The 20,726-nt window shown below is 66.0% G+C and carries 26 protein-coding genes and 1 pseudogene; 12 read left to right on the top strand and 15 right to left on the bottom strand.

Features of this window, described 5'->3' with window-relative positions:
* The coding region (locus tag CTR55_RS25105; protein ID WP_296290350.1) for a magnesium chelatase domain-containing protein at positions 1-912 on the bottom strand (912 nt) is incomplete at its 3' end.
* A 38-nt stretch (positions 913-950) separates the two neighbouring features.
* A complete protein-coding gene (locus CTR55_RS25100) occupies positions 951-1,241 on the bottom strand; it encodes an accessory factor UbiK family protein (protein WP_296290349.1) in 291 nt (96 codons plus the stop codon).
* A 403-nt stretch (positions 1,242-1,644) separates the two neighbouring features.
* Here CTR55_RS25100 and glnK point away from each other — a divergent pair, with 403 nt between their 5' ends.
* The 4 genes from glnK to sutA all read left to right on the top strand — a co-directional run bounded on the left by glnK (position 1,645) and on the right by sutA (position 4,304).
* Positions 1,645-1,983, top strand: a complete 339-nt coding sequence (glnK, locus tag CTR55_RS25095; RefSeq protein WP_003457590.1) for a P-II family nitrogen regulator — start codon at positions 1,645-1,647, stop codon at positions 1,981-1,983.
* 42 nt (positions 1,984-2,025) lie between these two features.
* Positions 2,026-3,360: an ammonium transporter gene (locus tag CTR55_RS25090; protein WP_296290348.1), complete on the top strand. Its 1,335-nt coding sequence runs from the start codon at positions 2,026-2,028 to the stop codon at positions 3,358-3,360.
* A gap of 107 nt (positions 3,361-3,467) precedes the next feature.
* Complete coding sequence (locus CTR55_RS25085) at positions 3,468-3,893, top strand: secondary thiamine-phosphate synthase enzyme YjbQ (protein WP_296290347.1); 426 nt, start codon at positions 3,468-3,470, stop codon at positions 3,891-3,893.
* A gap of 78 nt (positions 3,894-3,971) precedes the next feature.
* On the top strand, positions 3,972-4,304 hold the full coding sequence (gene sutA, locus CTR55_RS25080; protein WP_296290346.1) for a transcriptional regulator SutA: 333 nt from the start codon (positions 3,972-3,974) through the stop codon (positions 4,302-4,304).
* Positions 4,305-4,474: 170 nt separating this feature from the next.
* Here sutA and CTR55_RS25075 read toward each other — a convergent pair whose 3' ends face one another.
* The 6 genes and pseudogenes from CTR55_RS25075 to CTR55_RS25050 all read right to left on the bottom strand — a co-directional run bounded on the left by CTR55_RS25075 (position 4,475) and on the right by CTR55_RS25050 (position 8,121).
* Positions 4,475-5,167, bottom strand: a complete 693-nt coding sequence (locus CTR55_RS25075) for an HAD family hydrolase (protein WP_296290344.1) — start codon at positions 5,165-5,167, stop codon at positions 4,475-4,477.
* Positions 5,164-6,039 (bottom strand): tyrosine recombinase XerC, encoded by an 876-nt coding sequence (xerC, locus tag CTR55_RS25070; protein ID WP_296290372.1) that lies wholly within the window; start codon positions 6,037-6,039, stop codon positions 5,164-5,166. Before xerC ends, CTR55_RS25075 begins: the two co-directional genes overlap by 4 nt.
* Positions 6,040-6,100: 61 nt before the next feature.
* Positions 6,101-6,802: a DUF484 family protein gene (locus tag CTR55_RS25065; RefSeq protein ID WP_296290342.1), complete on the bottom strand. Its 702-nt coding sequence runs from the start codon at positions 6,800-6,802 to the stop codon at positions 6,101-6,103.
* Positions 6,803-6,813: 11 nt separating this feature from the next.
* Positions 6,814-7,644 (bottom strand): diaminopimelate epimerase, encoded by an 831-nt coding sequence (dapF, locus tag CTR55_RS25060; RefSeq protein WP_296290340.1) that lies wholly within the window; start codon positions 7,642-7,644, stop codon positions 6,814-6,816.
* Between the two features lie 13 nt (positions 7,645-7,657).
* Positions 7,658-7,834: pseudogene (locus tag CTR55_RS25055) on the bottom strand (diaminopimelate decarboxylase); the annotation flags it as partial.
* 146 nt (positions 7,835-7,980) lie between these two features.
* Positions 7,981-8,121, bottom strand: a complete 141-nt coding sequence (locus CTR55_RS25050) for a lipoprotein (protein WP_081515193.1) — start codon at positions 8,119-8,121, stop codon at positions 7,981-7,983.
* Positions 8,122-8,274: 153 nt separating this feature from the next.
* On the opposite strand from CTR55_RS25050, the gene CTR55_RS25045 reads away from it, so the two are divergent.
* The 4 genes from CTR55_RS25045 to rnk all read left to right on the top strand — a co-directional run bounded on the left by CTR55_RS25045 (position 8,275) and on the right by rnk (position 10,441).
* On the top strand, positions 8,275-9,336 hold the full coding sequence (locus tag CTR55_RS25045; RefSeq protein ID WP_296290337.1) for an AraC family transcriptional regulator: 1,062 nt from the start codon (positions 8,275-8,277) through the stop codon (positions 9,334-9,336).
* On the top strand, positions 9,333-9,668 hold the full coding sequence (gene cyaY, locus CTR55_RS25040; RefSeq protein ID WP_296290335.1) for an iron donor protein CyaY: 336 nt from the start codon (positions 9,333-9,335) through the stop codon (positions 9,666-9,668). Before CTR55_RS25045 ends, cyaY begins: the two co-directional genes overlap by 4 nt.
* Positions 9,646-9,852 carry a DUF1289 domain-containing protein gene (locus CTR55_RS25035; RefSeq protein WP_296290333.1) on the top strand — a complete coding sequence of 69 codons (207 nt, stop codon included), beginning with the start codon at positions 9,646-9,648 and terminating at the stop codon, positions 9,850-9,852. Before cyaY ends, CTR55_RS25035 begins: the two co-directional genes overlap by 23 nt.
* A 184-nt stretch (positions 9,853-10,036) precedes the next feature.
* Positions 10,037-10,441, top strand: a complete 405-nt coding sequence (gene rnk, locus CTR55_RS25030; RefSeq protein ID WP_296290332.1) for a nucleoside diphosphate kinase regulator — start codon at positions 10,037-10,039, stop codon at positions 10,439-10,441.
* Positions 10,442-10,483: 42 nt separating this feature from the next.
* On the opposite strand, the gene CTR55_RS25025 is transcribed toward rnk, so the two are convergent.
* The 3 genes from CTR55_RS25025 to CTR55_RS25015 form a co-directional block, all read right to left on the bottom strand.
* Positions 10,484-13,333, bottom strand: coding sequence for a class I adenylate cyclase (locus CTR55_RS25025; protein ID WP_296290330.1), 2,850 nt, complete (start codon positions 13,331-13,333; stop codon positions 10,484-10,486).
* Positions 13,334-13,425: 92 nt separating this feature from the next.
* Positions 13,426-13,659 carry a TIGR02647 family protein gene (locus CTR55_RS25020; RefSeq protein WP_296290328.1) on the bottom strand — a complete coding sequence of 78 codons (234 nt, stop codon included), beginning with the start codon at positions 13,657-13,659 and terminating at the stop codon, positions 13,426-13,428.
* A gap of 68 nt (positions 13,660-13,727) precedes the next feature.
* Entirely contained in the window at positions 13,728-14,006 is a 279-nt protein-coding gene (locus CTR55_RS25015; RefSeq protein ID WP_296290327.1) for a hypothetical protein, read from the bottom strand.
* Between the two features lie 88 nt (positions 14,007-14,094).
* Here CTR55_RS25015 and CTR55_RS25010 point away from each other — a divergent pair, with 88 nt between their 5' ends.
* Together CTR55_RS25010 and ppk2 are read left to right on the top strand one after the other, a co-directional pair.
* Positions 14,095-15,060, top strand: coding sequence for a magnesium transporter CorA family protein (locus CTR55_RS25010; RefSeq protein WP_296290326.1), 966 nt, complete (start codon positions 14,095-14,097; stop codon positions 15,058-15,060).
* Positions 15,061-15,142: 82 nt separating this feature from the next.
* Positions 15,143-16,144 (top strand): polyphosphate kinase 2, encoded by a 1,002-nt coding sequence (ppk2, locus tag CTR55_RS25005; RefSeq protein ID WP_296290324.1) that lies wholly within the window; start codon positions 15,143-15,145, stop codon positions 16,142-16,144.
* Between the two features lie 4 nt (positions 16,145-16,148).
* On the opposite strand, the gene CTR55_RS25000 is transcribed toward ppk2, so the two are convergent.
* From CTR55_RS25000 to CTR55_RS24990, 3 genes are all read right to left on the bottom strand, one after another.
* The gene (locus CTR55_RS25000; RefSeq protein WP_296290322.1) at positions 16,149-16,916 is read right to left on the bottom strand and encodes a hypothetical protein; all 768 of its coding nucleotides are present in this window, start codon (positions 16,914-16,916) and stop codon (positions 16,149-16,151) included.
* A 242-nt stretch (positions 16,917-17,158) separates the two neighbouring features.
* The gene (locus CTR55_RS24995; protein WP_296290321.1) at positions 17,159-17,656 is read right to left on the bottom strand and encodes a porin family protein; all 498 of its coding nucleotides are present in this window, start codon (positions 17,654-17,656) and stop codon (positions 17,159-17,161) included.
* A 219-nt stretch (positions 17,657-17,875) separates the two neighbouring features.
* Positions 17,876-18,565, bottom strand: a complete 690-nt coding sequence (locus tag CTR55_RS24990; RefSeq protein WP_296290319.1) for a Crp/Fnr family transcriptional regulator — start codon at positions 18,563-18,565, stop codon at positions 17,876-17,878.
* Between the two features lie 74 nt (positions 18,566-18,639).
* Between CTR55_RS24990 and CTR55_RS24985 the strand changes: the two genes are divergently transcribed.
* Entirely contained in the window at positions 18,640-19,164 is a 525-nt protein-coding gene (locus CTR55_RS24985) for an Mpo1-like protein (RefSeq protein ID WP_296290317.1), read from the top strand.
* A 6-nt stretch (positions 19,165-19,170) separates the two neighbouring features.
* On the opposite strand, the gene CTR55_RS24980 is transcribed toward CTR55_RS24985, so the two are convergent.
* Positions 19,171-19,974 (bottom strand): helix-turn-helix domain-containing protein, encoded by an 804-nt coding sequence (locus CTR55_RS24980; protein WP_296290315.1) that lies wholly within the window; start codon positions 19,972-19,974, stop codon positions 19,171-19,173.
* A gap of 158 nt (positions 19,975-20,132) precedes the next feature.
* On the opposite strand from CTR55_RS24980, the gene CTR55_RS24975 reads away from it, so the two are divergent.
* On the top strand, positions 20,133-20,534 hold the full coding sequence (locus CTR55_RS24975) for a hypothetical protein (protein ID WP_296290313.1): 402 nt from the start codon (positions 20,133-20,135) through the stop codon (positions 20,532-20,534).
* Positions 20,535-20,726 lie beyond the last annotated feature (192 nt).

Raw genomic sequence — 20,726 nt, 5'->3', positions numbered from 1 at the left:
TGAGTCTTTTTCTTGCTTGTCGCAGATTATTTCGCTGTGTCGCATTAATTCCCGTAAGTCACAGCCGCCACCGACCAGTGCTGGCGCGGAGGCGGTGTGGTGCGGTTGCCTGAACGGCCGCTGCGGCCAGTGGATCAGCGGCCCGCGCCCGGCGACGGAGTGGATAGCCGCCACCTGCAGCGCCTCGTCTTCATCCAGCGGCGGCATCAGGCCGGGCAGGCGGCTGGCGAGCAGGGTCTTGCCGGTGCCGGGCGGCCCGCTGAACAGCAGGTTGTGCGCGCCAGCGGCGGCCACCAGCAAGGCGCGCTTGGCGGCAGCCTGGCCCTGGACTTCCGACAGGTCGGGGTAGGGCGGCGTCACCCGCATCAAGCCATTCGCCTCATAAGGGCGCAGGCGTTCCTGGCCGCTGAAGTGCGCTGCCAGCTCCAGCAGGTGGCCGACGGCGTAGACGGTCAGGCCACTGGCGAGGCTGGCTTCCTCGGCGTTTTCCTTCGGCACCACCAGGGCGCGGCCGGCGGCGCGGGCAGCCAGGGCGGCCGGCAATACGCCGGGGACTGGGCGAAGGGTGCCGGAGAGCGCCAGCTCGCCCAGGCATTCCAGCTCGTCCAGCCCGGCGGCGTCGGCCAGCTGGCCGCTGGCGGCGAGGATGCCCAGGGCGATGGCCAGGTCGAAGCGCCCGCCGTCCTTGGGCAAATCAGCCGGGGCGAGGTTCAGGGTGATACGGCGGTTGGGGAAGTCAAAGCCGGCATTGAGCAGGGCACTGCGGACGCGGTCCTTGCTCTCCTTCACGGCGCCTTCGGGGAGGCCGACCAGGGTCAGGGACGGCAGGCCATTGGCGAGGTGCGCTTCGACGATGACACCGGGCGCTTCCACGCCGACCTGGGCGCGGCTATGGACGATGGCGAGGGACATGGATCACTCCTGATCGCATGCCGCCCGCCTGGCGGGGCCTATTTTTCGGCGGCGGGGGCGGGTGTGGCGTTGTCGGTGGAAGGTGAGAGCTTCGCTTCCATCTCGGCGACCTTGGCTTCCAGTGCTTCGAGACGGGCACGGGTGCGGGCGAGCACGACCATCTGGCTGTCGAATTCGTCGCGGCTGACCAGGTCGAGCTTGCTGAAGGCGCTTTGCATCAGCACCTTGAACTGAGCTTCCAGCTCGGCCTTCGGCAGGGGCGATTCGCCACCGAACAGGCGTCCGGCTTGTTGGCTGATGGCATCGAGGAAGGCTTTGGGCGGCAGCATGGTTCATGGGTTCCGGATTGAATCAGAGCGCAGTCTATCACGCAGCCGGCGGCGGCTGCGGCGTGCGGGGTTGCACGCTTTTTGAGCAGTGTGCCCGCTCGTCGTGCGCGCTTTCGGTGCGCCAGAAGCGCGCTGGCGTTTCGCCAGAAGCCCCGGTTTCAGGTCAAGTGCCTGATGCCACGGGCATTTTTACGAACTGGCAAGCTTCATGCTTTGGGGCAGATATGGCGCGCACCGATGCAGTTCCGGTGCGGCAGGCGAGGCGGTGGATCGCTTCGATCAAGGCAGTCGGAGTGCTGAGGTAGGGCGGCCGGCGCATTACAAAAGCCAGACACTGCGCTTAGACTTGTCTCCGGGTTCGTTCTTCCTGGGGCGGGTCCACCAAAACACGGGAGAGAGTTACATGAAGCTAGTCACAGCCATCATCAAGCCGTTCAAGCTGGACGACGTTCGTGAGTCGCTGTCCGAGATCGGCGTGCAGGGCATCACTGTGACCGAAGTCAAAGGCTTCGGTCGGCAGAAGGGTCACACCGAGCTGTACCGTGGCGCGGAATACGTTGTCGATTTCCTGCCGAAGGTGAAGATCGACGTCGCCATTGCCGATGACCAACTGGATCGTGTTATCGAGGCCATCACCAAGGCTGCCAACACCGGGAAGATCGGTGACGGCAAGATCTTTGTCGTAAATCTGGAACAGGCCATTCGTATCCGTACCGGCGAAACCGGCACCGACGCGATCTAAGCCAAGCCCACACCGAACCCCCACGCCCCAGGAGAAACAACAATGACTCTGCGCAAATACGCAGGGCTAGGCGCCCTATTGCCCCTCGCAATGCCCGGTCTGGCCTTGGCCGACGAGGCCGCGGCCCCCGTCCTGAACAGCGGCGACACCGCCTGGATGCTGATTTCCAGCGCCCTGGTGCTGCTGATGACCATCCCTGGCCTGGCGCTGTTCTACGGCGGCATGGTGCGCGCCAAGAACGTCCTGTCGATCATGATGCAGTGCTTCGCGATCACCGCGCTGATCAGCATCCTCTGGGTCGTGTACGGCTACAGCCTGGCCTTCGATACCGTGGGTATGGAAAAGGGCGTGGTCAACTTCGCTTCCTTCGTCGGCGGGCTGGACAAGGCGTTCCTCAGCGGCCTGACCACCAGCGGCCTGACTTCCGCCGCCGCGCTGTTCCCTGAGAGCGTCTTCGTGATGTTCCAGATGACCTTCGCGATCATCACCCCGGCACTGATCGTCGGCGCCTTCGCCGAGCGCATGAAGTTCTCCGCGATGCTGATCTTCACCGCGCTGTGGTTCACCCTGGTCTACGCACCGATTGCCCACATGGTCTGGAGCGGTGACGGCGGCCTGCTGTGGGACTGGGGCGTGCTGGACTTCGCTGGCGGCACCGTGGTGCACATCAACGCCGGTATCGCTGGCCTGGTGGCATGCATCGTACTGGGCAAGCGCAAAGGCTACCCGACCGCTGCCATGGCGCCGCACAACCTGGGCTACACCCTGATCGGCGCCGCCCTGCTGTGGATCGGCTGGTTCGGCTTCAACGCCGGTTCCGCTGCTGCCGCCAACGGCACCGCGGGCATGGCCATGCTGGTCACCCAGATCGCCACCGCCGCTGCTGCGCTGGGCTGGATGTTCGCCGAGTGGATCACCCACGGTAAGCCGAGCGCCCTGGGCATCGCTTCGGGCGTGGTTGCCGGCCTGGTCGCCATCACCCCGGCAGCCGGTACCTGCGGCCCGATGGGCGCCATCGTCATCGGCCTCTCTGCCGGCGTGATCTGCTTCTTCGCCGCCACCACCCTCAAGCGTGCCGTTGGCTACGACGACTCCCTGGACGCCTTCGGCGTGCATGCCGTCGGCGGTATCGTCGGCGCCCTGCTCACGGGTGTATTTGCAGCCCCGGCACTGGGCGGTTTCGGTACCGTGACCGACATTGGCGCGCAGCTGTTCACCCAGTTCAAGGGCGTGGCCTTCACCATCGTCTACACCGGTATCGTCAGCTTCGTGATCCTCAAGGTCCTGGACCTGGTCATGGGCCTGCGCGTCACCGAGGAAGAGGAAACCGTGGGTCTGGACCTCTCCCTGCACAACGAACGCGGCTACAACCTGTAAGGGTTCGCGCAAGTTCGACCAAGGGCGCCCTCGGGCGCCCTTTGTTTTTTTTATCAGCACGCTAGAATGCGCGCGCATCACCGTTAGCGACGGAAGGATTGCCCGCCATGTGGCAGCAGAAGACCATCACCCTGCGCCCTCGCCCGCGAGGTTTCCACCTGGTCACCGACGAGATACTGGCCGCGCTGCCGGAGCTCTCGAAGTGCCGGGTTGGCCTGCTGCACCTGCTGTTGCAGCACACCTCCGCCTCGTTGACGGTGAATGAAAACGCCGACCCCTCGGTGCGCCGCGACTTCGAGCGATTCTTCAATCGCCTGGTGCCCCAGGGCGAGGCTGGCTACGAACATGACTACGAAGGTCCGGACGACCTTCCGGCGCATTTCAAGGCCAGCCTGCTCGGCTGTCAGCTGACGCTGCCGATACAGGGTGGAGGCTTGGCAATGGGCACCTGGCAGGGTATCTATCTGGGCGAGCACCGTGACCACGGCGGCCCGCGCAGGGTGGTGGCGACCTGGCAGGGCGAGCTTGCATGAATTTTTTCCGGCGGCGTTCGTCAAAGCGCGCAGCTGGGCTATAACTAACGTGCTTTGCAGCACCACAGAGGTTGAATAATGAGCGACGAAGAACTGGAACAGGACGAGCTGGACGGCGCTGACGAGGACGATGGCGAGGAGCTCGCCGCGGCCGAAGAAGGCGATAGCGAAGCAGACAGCGGCGATGGGGATGAAGCCCCTTCTTCCAAGGGCGGTGGCAAGAAAGCCAAAGCTGCAGCGGAAGAAGAGGAACTGCCCTCGGTCGAGGCCAAGCAGAAGGATCGTGATGCGTTGGCTCGCGCGATGGAGGAGTTCCTCACTCGCGGTGGTCAGGTGCAGGAGATCGAACCCAATGTGGTCGCCGATCCGCCCAAGAAGCCGGATAGCAAGTACGGCAGCCGCCCTATCTGATATCCGACGCGACATGAAAAGCCCCGCCGCTCCGTTGGGAGCGGCGGGGCTTTTTCATGTCCGTTTGTAACTGCGTTGTAGGAGCGAGCTTGCTCGCGAACCGCTTGAATCCTGCGGTTGCCGGGAGCTCTGGTTCGCGAGCAAGCTCGCTCCTACGAAGAGCAGCGCGGTTACAGCTTCGCCAGAACGCCCGGCAGCTCGGCAAGGTTGTGAATGATCGCGCTGGGCGCTTCCTCGCCGTCCCATTCCTTGCGTGCGGGATTGAACCAGATGGCCTTCATGCCGGCGCGGCGCGCGCCTGCGATGTCATCGCTGGGGTGATCGCCGATGTGCACGCCCTCATCGGCGCGCACGCCGCCGCGCTTGAGCGCCTCCTGGAAGGGATGCGGGTCGGGTTTGCCGACGCCGAGTTCTTCCGCGCACAAGGCGAACTGGAAGTAATCGGCCAGGCCCAGGCGTCGTACGTCGGCATTGCCGTTGGTGAGGACGCCGAGGATGAAGCGGTTGGCCAGTTGCTCCAGGGTCGGGTGCACTTCGGGGAACAGCGCCACCTGGTGTCGCGCGTGGAGGAAGGTCTGGAACCCCGCTTCGGCCAGGTCGCTGGCTTCAGCCTGTGGATAGCCTGCGTCGAGCAGCGCGTGGAACAGGATGCGTCGGCGCAGCTCGCTCAGGCGGTGCTTGAGCATCGGCTCCTGCTGCATCAGCCGCGAACGGATCGCCCATAGGTGTTCGATGGGCACCGCGCCCAACTGCGCAGCGTTCACCGCCAGCCAGTCGCGCAGGGTGGCTTCGGCGCTGTTCATCACCGGGGCAACGTCCCACAGCGTGTCATCGAGGTCGAAGGTGACCAGACGGATACTCATTCTTCTGCTCCGGGTTTACGGCGTGCCCGAGGGTGTGCCTGGTCATAGACCGAGGCGAGGTGTTGGAAGTCCAGGTGGGTGTAGATCTGCGTGGTGGCAATGTCGGCATGGCCGAGCAGCTCCTGCACCGCGCGCAGGTCCTGGGAAGACTCCAGCATGTGGCTGGCGAAGGAGTGCCGCAGCATGTGCGGATGCAGGTGTTGGCCCAGTTCGCGCACACCGGCTTCGCGCACCCGCAGCTGAATGGCGCGCGGGGTGAGGCGTTTGCCGCTGCGACCGATGAACACGGCGTTGTCCTGCGGCGAGGCCAGGGCGCGCAGCGGCAGCCAGGCTTCGATAGCCTGCCGCGCGGCGCGCCCGACCGGCAGTTCGCGCACCTTGTTGCCCTTGCCATGCACGCGCACCAGGCCGTCCTTTAGGTCCAGCCATTCCAGATCGAGGCCGACCAGTTCGGACAGGCGCAGGCCGGAGGAATAGAACAGCTCCAGCACCGCCTGGTCACGGCGGGCGATGAAGTCGTCCTCGACGCCGCCATCGAGCAGTTGCGCGGCGCGATCGGTATCCAGCGTGCGTGGCAGCTTGCGAGCGCCCTTGGGCGCGGCCAGGCCGTCGGCGGGGTTGTGCCGGCAGCGGCCTTCGCGGATCAGGTACTGGAACAGCCCGCGGGTGGCCGACAGCAGGCGCGCCAGGCTGCGGCTGGCGAGGCCTTGCTGGTGCAGGCGGGCGACGAACAGGCGCAGGTCGCGCACCTGCAGCGCGGACCACTCGGTCAGCGCGGCCTTTTCGCAGAGCGCGGCGAGGCGCAGCAGGTCGCGGCGGTAGCCGTCGAGGGTATGGACGGACACCTGACGCTCGCTGCGCAGGTGTTCCATATAGGCGTCCAGATCAGCTTCGAGCGACAAGCGATGAACTCCCAGCGGTGACGGCCCGGGGTCAGCGTACCGAGCGCAGTGGCGTGGAGAAGCGCGGCAGGGTCCGCGCTAGGACTTCGGAGACGTAACCGAGGAACAGCGTGCCCAGCGAGCTCTTGTAGTGCTGCGGATCGGGGCTGCCGATCGCCAGCACGCCGTGCAGGCCCTGGAAGGTCAGCGGCACCACGGCGGCGGAGCCGACCTGCTCGCGTTCGCTTTCGCAGAACAGGAAGGCCAGCTCGTGGGGGCGCAGCACGCCGCTCACGGTCTTGCCACCCGAAAGCAGGCCGCCGATGGCCTGGTGCGCCTCGGCGCTGCTCACCGAGCGGCCCACCGGCAGATTGTTGTCGCTGAACAGGATCAGGCTGACATAGGGCACGAGGAACTCGTGGCGCAGACTGTCTTCCACCGTGCTGACAATCTCCTCCAGGCTGGTGGCATCGAGCAGGTCGAGCACCAGGCGGCGAGTCTTGTCGAACAGGCGGTCGTTGTCGCGGGCTACGTCCATCAGCTGCGACAGTCGATGGCGCATCTCGATGTTGCGCTCGCGCAGCAGACGCACCTGGCGCTCCACCAGCGATACGGCATCGCCCGGCTGGTGCGGAATGCGCATCTCCGGGATCAGCTCGTCATGATCGACGAAGAATTCAGGGTGTCGACGGAGGTAGTCGGCGACCTGTTCGGCTTCGAGCGTAACGGTGGGGTCCTGCGGAGTATCGGTCATAAGCGTCCCGGTTATAGACGTACCTGGCCTTCGAACACCCGCACGGCGGGCCCGGTCATCATAACGGGCTGCCCCGGTCCTGCCCACTCGATGGACAACCGTCCGCCGGGAAGGTCGATCTGCACGGGGGAATGCAGCCAGCCCTGGCGGATGCCGGCGACCGCGGCGGCGCAGGCGCCGGTGCCGCAGGCCAGCGTCTCGCCGACGCCGCGCTCCCACACGCGCAGGCGTGCCTGGTTCGGGTTCACCACCTGCAGGAAGCCGATGTTGGCCTTCTGCGGGAAGCGTTCGTGGACTTCGAGTTTCGGCCCCAGGGTGCGCACCGGGGCACTGTCCACGTCATCCACGCGCAGCACGCCGTGCGGGTTGCCCATGGAGATTGCCGCCAGCTCGACGGCCTGGCCTTCCACTTCGAGGGTGTAGCTCAGGGCTTCGGCGTTGGCCTGGAATGGCACCTGATCGGGCGCCAGGCGCGGCGCGCCCATGTCCACGGTGACCTGGCCATCGTTGGCAATGGTCAGCTCGATCATGCCGCCCTTGGTTTCCACGCGGATGGTCTTCTTCGCGGTCAGGCGCTTGTCGACCACGAAGCGGGCAAAGCAGCGCGCGCCGTTACCGCACTGTTCGACCTCGGTGCCATCGCAGTTGAAGATGCGGTAGCGGAAGTCGGCGTCCGGCGTGCCCGGCGGCTCGACGATCAGCAGTTGATCGAAACCGACCCCGAAATTGCGGTCGCCCCACTGTTTGACGTGGCGTGGTTGCACATGGGCGTGCTGGCTGACCAGGTCCAGGACCATGAAGTCATTGCCCAGCCCATGCATCTTGGTAAAGCGCAGAAGCATCGTCGTCTCGGCCTCAGTCCGGCAGCAGGCTTTCGCCAGCGAACAGCTCTTGTCGTGTCTCGCGGCGACGCACCGGGTGCGCGGCCGAGCTATCCACCAGCACCTCGGCGGCGCGGCCCCGGGTGTTGTAGTTGGAATTCATGACGAAACCATAGGCGCCGGCCGTGCGGACGGCCAGCAGGTCACCTTCTTCCGGGACGGGGTTGCGCAGCCGGGCAAAGAAGCCGCTGGCTGCGCGGGGCGGCGTGCTGAAGCGCCCGGCGATCGCCGGCGACGGCACGTCTGCCGCGAAGAGTTGCCCGTCGCGGACGTTGAAGGCGTCCATGGGAAACGCCCTCAGAGACCGTAGCGGTCCTTGCTGTGTTCGCTCTTGGCCTTCTGGTCGTCCGGCAGGTACAGCGGGCCTTTCTGGCCACAGCCGGCCAGCGCGGCGGTGAAGACGGCGAGCGCGACGAAGGGAAGCAGCAGTCGCTTCATGGCGGAATCCTTGTAATAAAGCGTCAATTGCCCCGGAGTATACCGACCCCCCGCCGGCTTGCCTATGCGAGCGGGCTCCCGCCCGGCGGGCCTTGCGGCTCGCGCCGGGCAGGCAACTGGCCCTATGATTGCGGGCAAAAAACGGGAAGCCCCATGGACTATCGCGATCCCCTGCCCAGTTCGGTGTCGGTGGCCTACCTGCAGGGCCTCGTCGAGCATCTGCAGCGCCAGGGTGTGGAGCCGGCGCAGCTGCTGGCAACGGTGCACCTGGAGCCCTCGATCCTCGCCCAACGCGACCAGCGTATCGCCGCCAGTGCCTACCTGGAGCTGGTCGGCGCCGGCGTGCGCCTGAGCGGCGACGACAATCTCGGCCTGCACCTGGGCGAGGCGGTGCGGCCCGGCTACTACGGCGTGCTCGGTTATCTGATCATGAGCTGCGCGACCCTTTCCGACGCGCTGCATCGCCAGGCGCGCTATGCCTCGCTGGTGGGCAACCTCGGCCGCGTCGAACTGGCCGACGAGCCTCCGCGCGAGGGCTGCGAGGCTCTGGTGAAGCACAGCTGGGAGCCGCTGCTGCCGCAGCAGCAGCGGCAGATGAGTGAGGAGACGCTGGCCGGCTGGGTCAGCTTCGGCCACTGGGTCAGCGGGGTGGACGAGGCTCCGTTCGAGGTGCGCTTCAGCCACAGCGCCCCGGCGGATGTCAGCGAGCACGAACGCATCTTCCGCTGCCCGGTGCTGTTCGATCAGCCGGACAATGCCCTGGCTTTCCCCAGGCGCCTGCTGGCGCTGCCGCTGGGCCAGGCCGATGCCCAGGTGCAGCGCACCCTGGATGCCTATGCCGAGCGCCTGTTGGTGGAAATCAACAAGGGCGACAGCGTGCTCGACCGCGCACGCCTGGAACTGGCGCGCCAGTTGCCCGAGCAGGGTGCGGACCTGGAGCGTCTGTCGCAAACGCTGGCGCTGAGCCCGCGCACCCTGCAGCGCCGTCTGCGCGACACCGGCCTGTCGTTCAGCCAACTGGTGGACGAAACCCGCCAGCAACTGGTCCTGCACTACCTGCGCGACCCGGCGCTGGATACCGCCGACATCGCCTACCTGCTGGGCTTCAGCGAAGCAGGTTCGCTCGCCCGCGCCTTCCGGCGCTGGACGGGGCAGAGTCTGGGCGAATACCGGCGTAAACTGGTGCCTTTGACTGATCCCGAGGACGATGCATGAGCACTTTGAGCGAAGCCCGCTTTCATGACCTGGTGGACGCCGTACAGGTAACGGTGGAGGACGCCTTCGACGACAGCGACCTGGACGTGGACCTGGAGAACTCCAGCGGCGTGCTGACCGTGCGCTTCGAGAATGGCACCCAGCTGATCCTCAGCCGCCAGCCAGTGCTGCGCCAGCTGTGGGTGGCGGCGCGCTCCGGCGGCTTCCACTTCGACTACGACGAGTCCGGTTCGCTGTGGATCAGCGACAGCACCCGCGAACCGCTGGGCGCGCTGCTCAACCGCGCCACGCTGGAGCAGGCAGGCGAGGATGTCGACTTCCCCGGCATCTGACGCGCGGACGAGCGTCGCCTCGCCCTGCTGCCGGCGTTGCTGCCTGGACGATGCTGACGTCTGTGTGGGTTGCGGGCGCACCCTGGGCGAGATCCTGGAGTGGAACGAGGCCGACAGTGAGCGGCGCCGGGCGATTCTGAGCGAGTGCGACAAGCGCCGAAACAACCACTCGCCGAAGTGGTGACTGGTCAGTGTTGCTTATTTTCTGTGCTGTGTTAGTGTCCAGAAAAACCCCGCCTTAGGGCGGGGTTTTTCATTTTTCGAATTTCACTACGCGTTCGATCGCCGAACGTCTTTACTGCCAGAACACCCAGGGCCCCGAACGCGCGAGCGTCCGGGGCTCTCCTGTAAGGAGACTGCCAACCATCATGACCACGACACCCATCACCGTTACTCGACTCGACCTGCAACGTCTGGAGCGCATGCTCGACAGCCTGGATGAGTACGGCCCCGCAGCCGAGGCGCTGGAGGCCGAACTGGCCCGCGCCACGGTGGTCGGCCACGACGAGATACCGCCGGGCGTGGTCACGATGAATTCCACGGTGCGTTGCCGCGAGGAAAGCAGCGGCAAGGAATACCACCTGACGCTGGTCTACCCGGCCGGCGTCGGCGGTGAAGGCAAGGTCTCGGTCCTCGCGCCGGTGGGCACCGCCCTGTTGGGCCTGACCACTGGCCAGAGCATCGACTGGCCGGTGCCCAGCGGCAAGACGCTGAAGCTGACCCTGCTGGAAGTGGAATACCAGCCGGAAGCGGCCGGCGACTTCGATCGCTGATCCACACGCAACACCCCTCCACCGGGCGCTCGGTCCAGCCGTTCAGGCTTCGGCCAGCGCTCGGTTCAGAGCCTGCTCCAGGCTCTGCTTGTAGCGCAGGAAATGCACCGTCTGCAGCTCGCCACCCTCACGCAGGGCCGACAGGTCCAGGTCGGTGATGTAGCAGGGGTAGCGCTCCTGTCCGCGCCGGCGGTCGAGGATGTGCCGGGCCACGGCCTGGAACAGGCCGCTGCCGAACTCCAGTTCCGAGAACTCGCGGTGGTTGCAGTACAGCGTGGTGCGTGCGCGCTGGCTTTCACCGGGCTCGACGATGGCCTGCACGTTGTAGAACGGCACCGATTCCAGTGGCTGCGGGGCGCTGCGTCGCTCGATGCGTTGTGCGTGCTGATGACCGTTGGTCAGCACTTCGTAGAAGAAGATGTCGGCACCCACCGGACCTTGGGTTTCCAGTAGCGGGATCATGGCGTTGCGGCGGTACTGCACCGATTGCAGGAAGCGCTGCAGTGGCAGCAGCAACCCTTCCTCGCTGTCGTACTCCTGGCGCCGCCGCCAGAGGGCGTTGCGTTCGTCGAGGATGCTGACTTCGGCGCTGCCTTCGTCCAGGCGGTAGAACACCTGCACGGTGTTGGCCCGCCCCAGCGGCAGGATCATCGCCAGGTCGTCGCCTTCCAGCGCGTGCCGGTCCAGTTGCAGGAAGCCGCTGTCGTCCTGGGTGTCGCCCAGGTGCTCGACCAGCGCCGGCAGCCCGTCGATCACCCGGTGGCTGACGCTGCCTGGAATCAGATGCAGTAGGTGGAAGTGCTGGCGAAGCTGCAGCAGGTAGCGCCCACCCTTGCCGCTGGCGAGTTGCGCGTGGGCGTCGCGGAACAGGTCTTCGACGCGCTGGGCGATGGCCGTGGCGCGGTTGCGGCAGAAGCAGCGCACCAGCAGGCGTGGCGGCGGGGTACCGGCGGGCAGTGTGTTGAGGAATTCGCGCAGGCAGTCGAGCAGCGCGTGGGGGCCTGCGTAGCGGCTGACCAGCAGTTCGTTCCAGCTGTTGAGAGTGATCTGGTCGAGGGTCAGCACCAGGTTGTCGCGCACCCCGGAATAGCCGAGCGAGTCGGTGCGCTCGGTGGTCATGTGCACGTTCATCTGGCTGTGCTGGCGCAGTGGGTCGACGCCGACGTTCACCAGCAGCAACACCTGCGAAGGCACCGCGCTGCGCAGCAGGGCGTTTTCCGGCACCTCGTCGAGCGGCAGCGGGACGGCCTGCTGCAGACAGCCCAGCAGATTCTGCAGCTCGAACTCGGTGAGGTCGCTGCTGCCCGGTTGCAGGGACAGCCGCGTGGTGCTGTCGATCACCCCGTTGCGGTGGCTCCAGGCGAGCAGCTCCATGAGGTCGCGGGCGCGGCGTAGCGGGGCGAAATCGGCCAGCTCCGGCAACGACAGGTTGCCGCCGAATAGCGCCCAGTACGGCGGCTTGCCGGCCTCGCCGCCGGGTAACTGGGCGAGGGTGAGGGTGTCTTCGGCGATGTCCGGGGCGATGCCTGGGTTGATGAATTCGACCTTGCCGGCCTTGCGCTCGAAGGCGGCGTACAGGCGTCGGCCGAGAATACCCATGTCCCGCGTATTGATGCCGCTGGCGGCCTGCTGCAGACGGGCGAACTGGGAGAGGAAGCGGTAGCTGTGGGTTAACTCATTGACCAGCGCGCGGCGCTCCAGCAGCACCTGGCGCACCTTCCACTGGCTGCGGCTGTCCAGTTGGGCGAAGGCGCGGCTGTCCCACTTCCATTCGGCGGAAACGCGTTCCATGACCTTGCGCTGCCAGCTCTTGTGGCCCTGGCGCGGCGGGCGGCTGAGCTTCTTGCCGACCTTAAGGTAGAGGCAGCGGCGGATCAGCTCCAGGCGCTCGGTTTCGCCGCGCGCCTTGAGGTATTCCTCCAGACGTCGGTAGAGCATCACGTAGGGGTCGAGCTCTTCCACGTCGAGACGCCCGGCGTAGATCGCCTGCTTGTAGCGCAGGCTCAGGCAGGCCACCTGCGGGTGCTCGCTGGCGTAAACCTCGGTCAGCAACAGCTTGAGCACCGATTTGTAGGGCGACTCGATGCCCTTGAACAGCTGCCACATACCGGCGCCGATGAACTCCCCGGGCGGGATGCGCGCCAGGTGGCCGAGGTCGAGGACGTCGTCGGCGCGGATGAAGCGCTTGCTCAGCAGGGTCTGGCAGTACTCGGTGTAACGGTTCTCTTCATACACCGGCACCAGCCACCACAGTGGCGTGCGGCCGCCGAGCCAGATGGCGGTGCGGTAGAACTCGTCCAGCAGCAGGTAGTGCTGGCTGGTGCCGCAGTCGTCGGAGGTCAGCCGCGCCTCGCGGGCGCCCTGGGTGTAGTGCTGTGGGTCGACGAGGAAACAATGCACTTCAGCGCCCTGGGTCGCGGCCCATTGCTCCAGCAGCTCGCACTTGCGGCGCAGTTCGGCCAGCTCCTGTTCGGCAAGGTCAGAGGCGTGGCAGACCCACAGGTCCAGGTCGCTCTGCTCGGCCTGGGCGACGGTGCCCAGGCTGCCCATCAGGAACAGCCCGTGGATCGGCAGGGGCGGATTGCCGCGGCGGATCTTGTAGCTGAAGGAGCGGGTCAGGCGTTGGGCTTCGGCGAGGATGTCGTCGTCAGGGACGAAATGCGAAAGCCCGGCGGGCGTACTGGCCGAGACGTAGCCGGGCAGCAGCGGGTGGTTCACGTCCAGCAGCAGGGGCAGCAGTTTCAATACCAACTGCTGGCGGGTGGACAGTGCTTCGGCAGCCCGTTGCAGACGGCCCTGGTTGACCTTCAGAAAGCGCTGGCGCAGTTGCGCCAGCACCTTGCGGTCGATGCCGTCGTCGATGTCCGGGCGGATCTCGGGGGTGAGCGTCATGGCGTACTGCTGCCTGGCCAGCGGCGCCGCATCAGGGGATGCAGCGCTCGAATAGGTGCCAGTTTATCGCCCGCTCACGGGGGAACTTGAGGTCAGCTGCGCAGGATGCCGAGCAGGACCTGAGCGTGCTCGGCGGCGTCGATGCCAAGGTTGGTAAGGTAGCCGCCGTCGCGTTGGTCGATCAGCCCCTTGGCATGCAGGCGGCCGGCCGCGGCCACCGCCTCGGAGGAGGCGTCCTGGTGGACTTTCAATCCCGCCTGGCTGTTCTCCAGGTCATACAGGGCCAGCAGGTCCAGTTCTTCAACCATTTCTTTCGTGAAAGCCATTCGCCTAACTCCCGATGGTCAATGAGGCCTCAGTGTAGTCTCAAGTCCGGCCGGTTCGGCAAGTGCTGTTATGCCTCAGTTCCGTCGGGCATTGTCGGCAGCGCGCGCAGAGCCTGTTCGTACCATTCGCCGTTGAAGGCGCGATCCTCGGCCAGCATTGCCTCGATCTCATGGGCCAGCACCAGGGCCATCAGGTGCAGGGCGTCCTCGCGCTCATAGCCAACCAGGGTCAGCTTGTTGAACACCGCGCGGGCGGCCGGCGGGCTCTCGCTTTCGATCTGGTTCTCGATGGCCTGGATCAGGGTGTCTTCGGCGAAGGACTCTTCGCTGTCGTCTTGCTCGCTCATCACAGTGTGCTCCGATGGGCTTGTGAAGCGCCGGGAAGTTGGCCAACCTGCGGGGCAACTTCCGGCTCAAGAAGGATTGTCGGGCGACATGATCACCTATTACACCCTCGTCGGCGACCGCCTGGTGCGCCACAACGGCAGCGAGTGCCATGGCATGCCCAAGGACACGCTGTGGATCGACCTGTTCCAGCCCACGGCGGAAGAGGAGCGGCTGCTGGAATCGATCATCGAGGTGGATGTGCCGACCCAGGAGGAGATGGCCGAGATCGAGGACTCCTCGCGCTTCTACGAAAGCAAGGGTGCGCTGTACATGACCACCACCGTGGTCGGCGGCATCCGCGAGCACAAGCCGAACACCTCGGAAGTCACCTGCGTGCTGACCCCGCACTGGCTGGTGACGGTGCGCTACACCGACCTGCTGGCCTTCCGCACTTTCGAGACGCGCTCCCAGCGTGGCGGCTGCGAAGGCCGTAGCGACCAGCTGTTCGTGACGCTGATGGACAGCGTGGTGGACCGCATCGCCGACGTGCTGGAGAACGTGCAGAAGCAACTTGACAGCCTGGGCAACGATATCTTTCGCGAGGGCCCGGCCACCGAGAAGGCCGACCTGCAGGAAGTGGTCAAGCAACTGGGGCGCAAGAACTCGCTGCTGTCCAAACTCAACGAGAGCCTCCTGAGCATCAGCCGGCCGCTGGCCTACTTCCGCCAGGGCAACAACGGCTGGATCAGCGACGAGGTGAAGCTGGGCATGAAGTCGGTGGAGCGCGACGTGCGCTCGCTCAGCGAGTACCAGACGAAGATGGCCGGGGAGATCACCTTCCTGCTCGACGCCACCCTCGGCCTGATCAACATCGAGCAGAACAGCATCATCAAGGTGTTTTCCATCGCCGCCGTGCTGTTCCTGCCGCCGACCCTGGTGGGCACGGTATACGGCATGAACTTCGCGCACATGCCCGAGCTGCAGTGGCTGGCCGGCTACCCGATGGCGCTGGTGGCGATGGTGGTCTCGGCGATCATTCCCTACTACTGGTTCAAGTACAAAGGCTGGCTCTAGAGGGGATTGATGCGGGTCAAGAAGGGCCGGCGGCACGGGTTGCACAGTGGAAGGCCGCCCCCACGTCTCACAGGAGGAGACCATGCCGCAACCCGAAGCCAACAAGCCCGCCATTGCCACGCTGCCCGAAGCGACCACCGAGGGCGGCGCGCAGATCCAGGCGCAGAGCCAGGGGCCGGTCGCGCTGACTGTCGCCCTGGCACCGCGCGGCAGCAATGAGGACTCCACTTCCGCCGGCCTGCCCGCCAGCTATCCCTACCGCAAGCGCCTGCAGCGCAGGGAATACGAGGCGACCAAGGCCGAACTGCAGATCGAGCTGCTGAAGGTGCAGAGCTGGGTGAAGGAGACCGGCCAGCGCATCGTGCTCCTGTTCGAGGGGCGCGATGCCGCCGGCAAAGGTGGCACGATCAAACGTTTCACCGAGCACCTCAACCCGCGCGGCGCCCGCGTGGTGGCGCTGGAGAAACCCAGCGACGCCGAGCGCGGCCAGTGGTACTTCCAGCGCTACGTCCAGCACCTGCCCACAGCCGGTGAAATCGTCTTCTTCGACCGCTCCTGGTACAACCGCGCCGGGGTCGAGCGGGTGATGGGCTTCTGCTCGCCGCGCCAGTACCTGGAGTTCATGCAGCAGACGCCGGAGCTGGAACGCATGCTGGTGCGCAACGGCATCCACCTGTTCAAGTTCTGGTTCTCGGTGAGCCGCGAGGAACAGTTGCGCCGCTTCGTTTCGCGTCGCGACGACCCGCTCAAGCACTGGAAACTCTCGCCCATCGACATCCAGTCGCTGGATCGCTGGGATGATTACACCCAGGCCAAGGAAGCGATGTTCTTCCATACCGACACCGCCGATGCGCCCTGGGTGGTGATCAAGTCCGACGACAAGAAGCGTGCGCGGCTCAACTGCCTGCGCCACTTCCTGCACAGCCTGGATTATCCGGACAAGAACCCGAAGATCGCCCGCGCTCCGGACGGCCTGCTGGTGGGCCGCGCCGCGCTGATGGATCGCGACGAACTGGAGCGTCCGGCGCAGGCCGTGGTGGCGGTGCCGCCGCCGGCGAACGAGCCGCAGCCGCTCCCCGCCTGACGCGTTACTGCTGGCTGATCAGCATGAGCTGGCCGGAGACGGCCCGGGCGTTGCGATCGACGATGATCGGCGCCCAGGGTCGGCCGGAGGCACTGACCCCGGAATTACTCTTGCTGTTCATGTCCAGCAGTGCCTTGCTCAGGTATTCCCAGCGGGTGTGCAGTTTCCTGGTTGCGTCGCTGTCGGGGAGCTGATCGATGCGCTGGGACAGCAGCGGCACCAGCGCGCTTTCGTCCTGGCCGAGGTATTCCTGGGGCTGCTCGCGGGCCAGTTCCAGGCCGCTGATGTAGGCGCGGCCCAGGTACTGGGTGGCGAGGAATTCGACGCGCACCGGCAGCTCCCACAGTGGGATCTGGCTGGCGTCGGCAGTGGCGGGAACGAAGCGTTCGACCTGGTTGAGCAGGTCGCGCAGGGCGCGACTGAGGTCCTGGTTGTAGCGCCAGGGCAGATCATCTTCCTTGGGGCCGTAGGAAACGCCATTGCGAATCTGGGTAACGAATTCCGTGTGGGCCTTGCGCAGCGCGTCGTCCGCCTTGGGGTAGCCCTTGATGGCGTTGTCCAGCGTGGCCAGGTCCTTCTCGAGCTGGGCGGCGTGGGTTTCCTGGAAGCCTTCGCCGCGTAGCAGCAAGAGGCTGTTGATCGAGCGGCAGGTATAGACCTGCAGGGTCTGCAACTGCAGCTCTTCACTGGGCAGGTTGGCTTGGGCGGCGAGGGAGAGGAGTCCGAAACAGCACAGCAGGAAACCGCGATAGACATCGAGCTTTCGGAACATGGCGGAGGCGTCCTTCTTGTTATTGTGAGCCGCGCGAATCGCCGGGTGTGTGACTTTCTGGCGCCAGAAACGCAGCTACCCTAGGCTAGCCGCGAACGCTGCCGCTGCAACTGACCGAAAGAGTGATTTGCGCGGGTGATGCCTGGTACGGGTGAAGGTGCCGGCGGAGGAGTCGGGAGGGGGGACTGCTCTGGGGAGAGAGCCGAGCCCTCCGCCGGGCTTTGAAACGGGCAGGTCGGGTGTCAGAAGCGCCAGTAGGCGGAGAGGGTGGTCTGGTCGAGGTCGATGTCGCCGACATCCAGGTATTCCTGCTCCAGGCGCACGCCCAGGCCGCCGATCACGTCCACTTCGCCGCCGAAGCCGTAGAGCGGGTCCACATCGTCGGATTTGCCGGCAGCGTCGTCATCGGCGTGCCAGGCGTGCACGCCAGCGATGCCGTAAAGGCGAATGCGCTGGCCGATGGGGAAGCCCAGGTGCACGTTGGCCTGCAGCGATTCGCCGTCGAAGTGCTTCTTGCCGTCGCTCATGTCGCCGAAGTCCACGACTGCGCCTTCCAGGGACAGGTAGTTGTTCAGGCGGTAGCCGGCGTACAGCTTGTAGCTGTTGTCGTGGTCGTCGAAGGAGCGGTCGTCGATCTCGAGGCGGGTGACGCCGCCACCGACGTAGAGGCCGCTGTCATCGGCCATCGCCAGGGCCGGAGTGGTCAGCGCGAGGGCGCAGAGGAGTTTCGAAAGGCGCATAGGATTCCCTTGCGGCTGGCGCGGGGCGCCGGCCGCCTTGCTGTCGTGCGGAAAGGTGGGTGCCGCGTCGCGCGCTGGCGGTCTGGCGCCAGCGCGGCGGCGGGGCATTAGAGCGGGGGAGTGCCGGGCCCGACCATCGAAGCTTGTCGAGAGTCGTCTGGCTTTTGTTCTAGAGGCTGTTGCTCCGGAGACTGCTGTTCCAGGGGCTGTCGGCGCGGATCAGGCGTGGGCAGCCTGGCGCAGCCGTTCGCGGTCGAGAATTTCGATGCCACCGTAACTCAGGCGCACGATGCCCTGGGCCTCCAGGTCCTTGAGGATCTGGTTGGTGGTCTGCCTCGACAGCGACAGCATGGCCGCGAGCTGTTCCTGCGGCAGGTGCAGCTCGCGTTTGGCGATGGCGGATTCGCCGTAGCCTTCGGCGATCATCAGCAGGCGCCGGGCCAGGCGCGGTGCGGCCGGCAGCAACGACAGCTCCTCCAGTACGGCGAAGGTGATGCGCAGCTTGTGGCTCATCAGCAGGGCGAAGTCGCGCCAGTATTCCGGGTGCTGCGCCAGCAGCGTCTGCAGCGGCGCCAGGGGCACTTGCAGCAGCACGGTGGCGCCCTCGGCGTAGGCGTCGTGGGTGCGCGGCTGGCCGTCGAACAGGCAGATCTCGCCGAACCAGTTGGGTGCCTCCACCAGCGCCAGCAGCGCTTCCTTGCCGCTTTCGCCGACCACGCTGACGCGCATCGCGCCTTCCACCACACAGTACAGGCCGCACGGTGCATCGCCGCGGGCAAACAGGCGCTGGCCGGCGGGCAGGCGGCGCACCACAGCGGCGTCGCGCAGGGCCTGGCGCAGACCTTCGGGCAGGGTCTGGAACCAGCGCCCATCTTGCAGGCAGGAGAGGTAGGGCTTGGCGTCGGTCATGGGCAATGTCGGCTAGCTGACAGAGTGGTGAGGCGCAGATCGCCATCATGCCAGTACCTTGCGGGAGAACAATAATGAAAACTCTGGTCGATCACCTTGCCCAATATGCCGCCTATCACCGTGACCGGCGGAACATCGTCAGCCATTTCATCGGTATTCCGATGATCGTGCTGGCCATCGCCACCCTGCTGTCGCGCCCCGGCTTCGAGCTGGCCGGCCTGCTGGTCTCCCCCGCCACGCTGCTGGCGCTGGCATCGGTGGTGTTCTACCTGCGCCTGGACCTGCGCTTCGGCCTGCTGATGACCGCGCTGCTGGCGCTGTCGCTGTGGATCGGCGCGGCGCTGGCCGCCGGTAGCACCACCTACTGGCTCACCTGGGGCATCGGTCTGTTCGTGGTGGGCTGGATCATCCAGTTCGTCGGCCACTGGTACGAAGGCCGCAAGCCGGCGTTCGTCGATGACCTTACCGGGCTGATCGTCGGCCCGCTGTTCGTTGCCGCCGAAGCGGCCTTCCTGCTCGGCCTGCGCGATGAAGTGCGCCACGCCGTGGAAGAGCGCGCCGGCCCCACCTGCATCCGCGAGAAGAAGGCGACGGCCTGATCCGGCTCACTCTGTGCCACTGAGCTGGCGCAGGATTCGCGCGCTGTCGGGGTCGGCCGGGAAGAAGGTTTCCAGGGCCAGCTCCGACAGCGTGACGTCCACCGGTGTACCGAACACGGTGATGGTGCCGATCAGGCTGCACACGCCCAGCTCCGTTTGCAGCTGCACGGGAATCAGCACCATGTCGCCGCTGGCCGCCTCGTCGTAGGGCGGTGCCGGGTAGGCCGCCACCTCGTCGCGTAACGCCGCCAATGCCGGGTCACCGCTGGCTTCGAAGTCGCGCTGCAGGCGCTCCACCACATGCGCTTTCCATGGCCCCAGATTGAGGATGCGCGGCGCCAGCCCCTTGGGGTGCAGGCTCATGCGCAGCACGTTGATCGGCGGCTGCAGCAGTTCCGGGTCGACGCCGATCAGGAAGATGTCCACCGTGCGGTTGGACGCCAGCAGGTTCCAGTGGCGGTCCACCACCATCGCCGGGTTCGGCTCATGGGCCTTGAGCAACTGGTCGATGGCCTGCCGAGCTACCGTCAGCGCCGGGTCGTCCAGGCCCTTCTCCGAATACACCGGGGCATAGCCGGCGGCGCTGAGCAGGCGGTTGCGTTCGCGCAGGGGGATGTCCAGTTGCTCGGCCAGATGCAGCAGCATCTCGCGGCTGGGCAGGGCGCGGCCGGTTTCGACGAAGCTCAGGTGGCGCGTGGAAATCTCCGCGTCGCAGGCGAGATCGAGCTGGCTGAGCCGCCGGCGCTGGCGCCATTGGCGGAGCAGAGCGCCGACCGGTTGGGCCGGGCTGTTGTGGGCTGGGCTGTTCATGGCTGGACCGTTCATGGCAGTACGGGTCATGGCATCGAACGATAGACCTGCCGCCCTGTAAGGGCCATTACCTGGCAGGTAATCGACGCCCCTACGTCTCGGGCGGATTCTTCAGCCACACGCCGCCAACCGGTGGCGACCCCTGAAGGAGCTTCGCCATGACTCTGCTGCAACCTTCCCCGCTGCTTCGCCTGACCCTGAAAGTCGACGCCATCGCCGGTGGCGCCATGGGCCTGCTGATGGCCCTGGCCGCGCAACCGCTGGGCGAGCTGCTGGGCTTGCCGTTCGTCCTGCTGCTGGTGGCCGGCATCGTGCTCCTGCCGCTGGCGCTGGTGCTCTACTGGATGAGCAACCAGACGCTGCTGTCGCGCACCGGCGTCTGGGCAGTGATTGCCCTGAACGCGCTGTGGGTGGTGGAGAGCGCCACTCTGCTGGTGACTGGTTATGTGCAGCCGACCAGCCTGGGCTATGCCTTCGTCATCGGCCAGGCGCTGGTGGTCCTGTTGCTGGCCGAGCTGGAGTTCTTCGGCCTGCGCCGCTCGGCAGTTCTTGCGCTGTGATGTTCGCGAGCAAGCTCGCTCCTACAGGTCAGCGCCGGTGCGCTCTTCGTAGGAGCGAGCTTGCTCGCGAAGCGCTTTACGCCGGGCTTCGCCGATGAAGCTTTGTTGGAGCGCTACCCAGGCGGTCGGTGCACGGAATTGATGGGTATCGCTGCGCTCCACACCATCCTGCGTTGGTGCTCGTCAGCGACT

Source organism: Pseudomonas sp. (genome assembly GCF_002796985.1).
GTDB lineage: Bacteria > Pseudomonadota > Gammaproteobacteria > Pseudomonadales > Pseudomonadaceae > Pseudomonas.
This window is presented reverse-complemented; position numbering and strand designations above follow the sequence as displayed.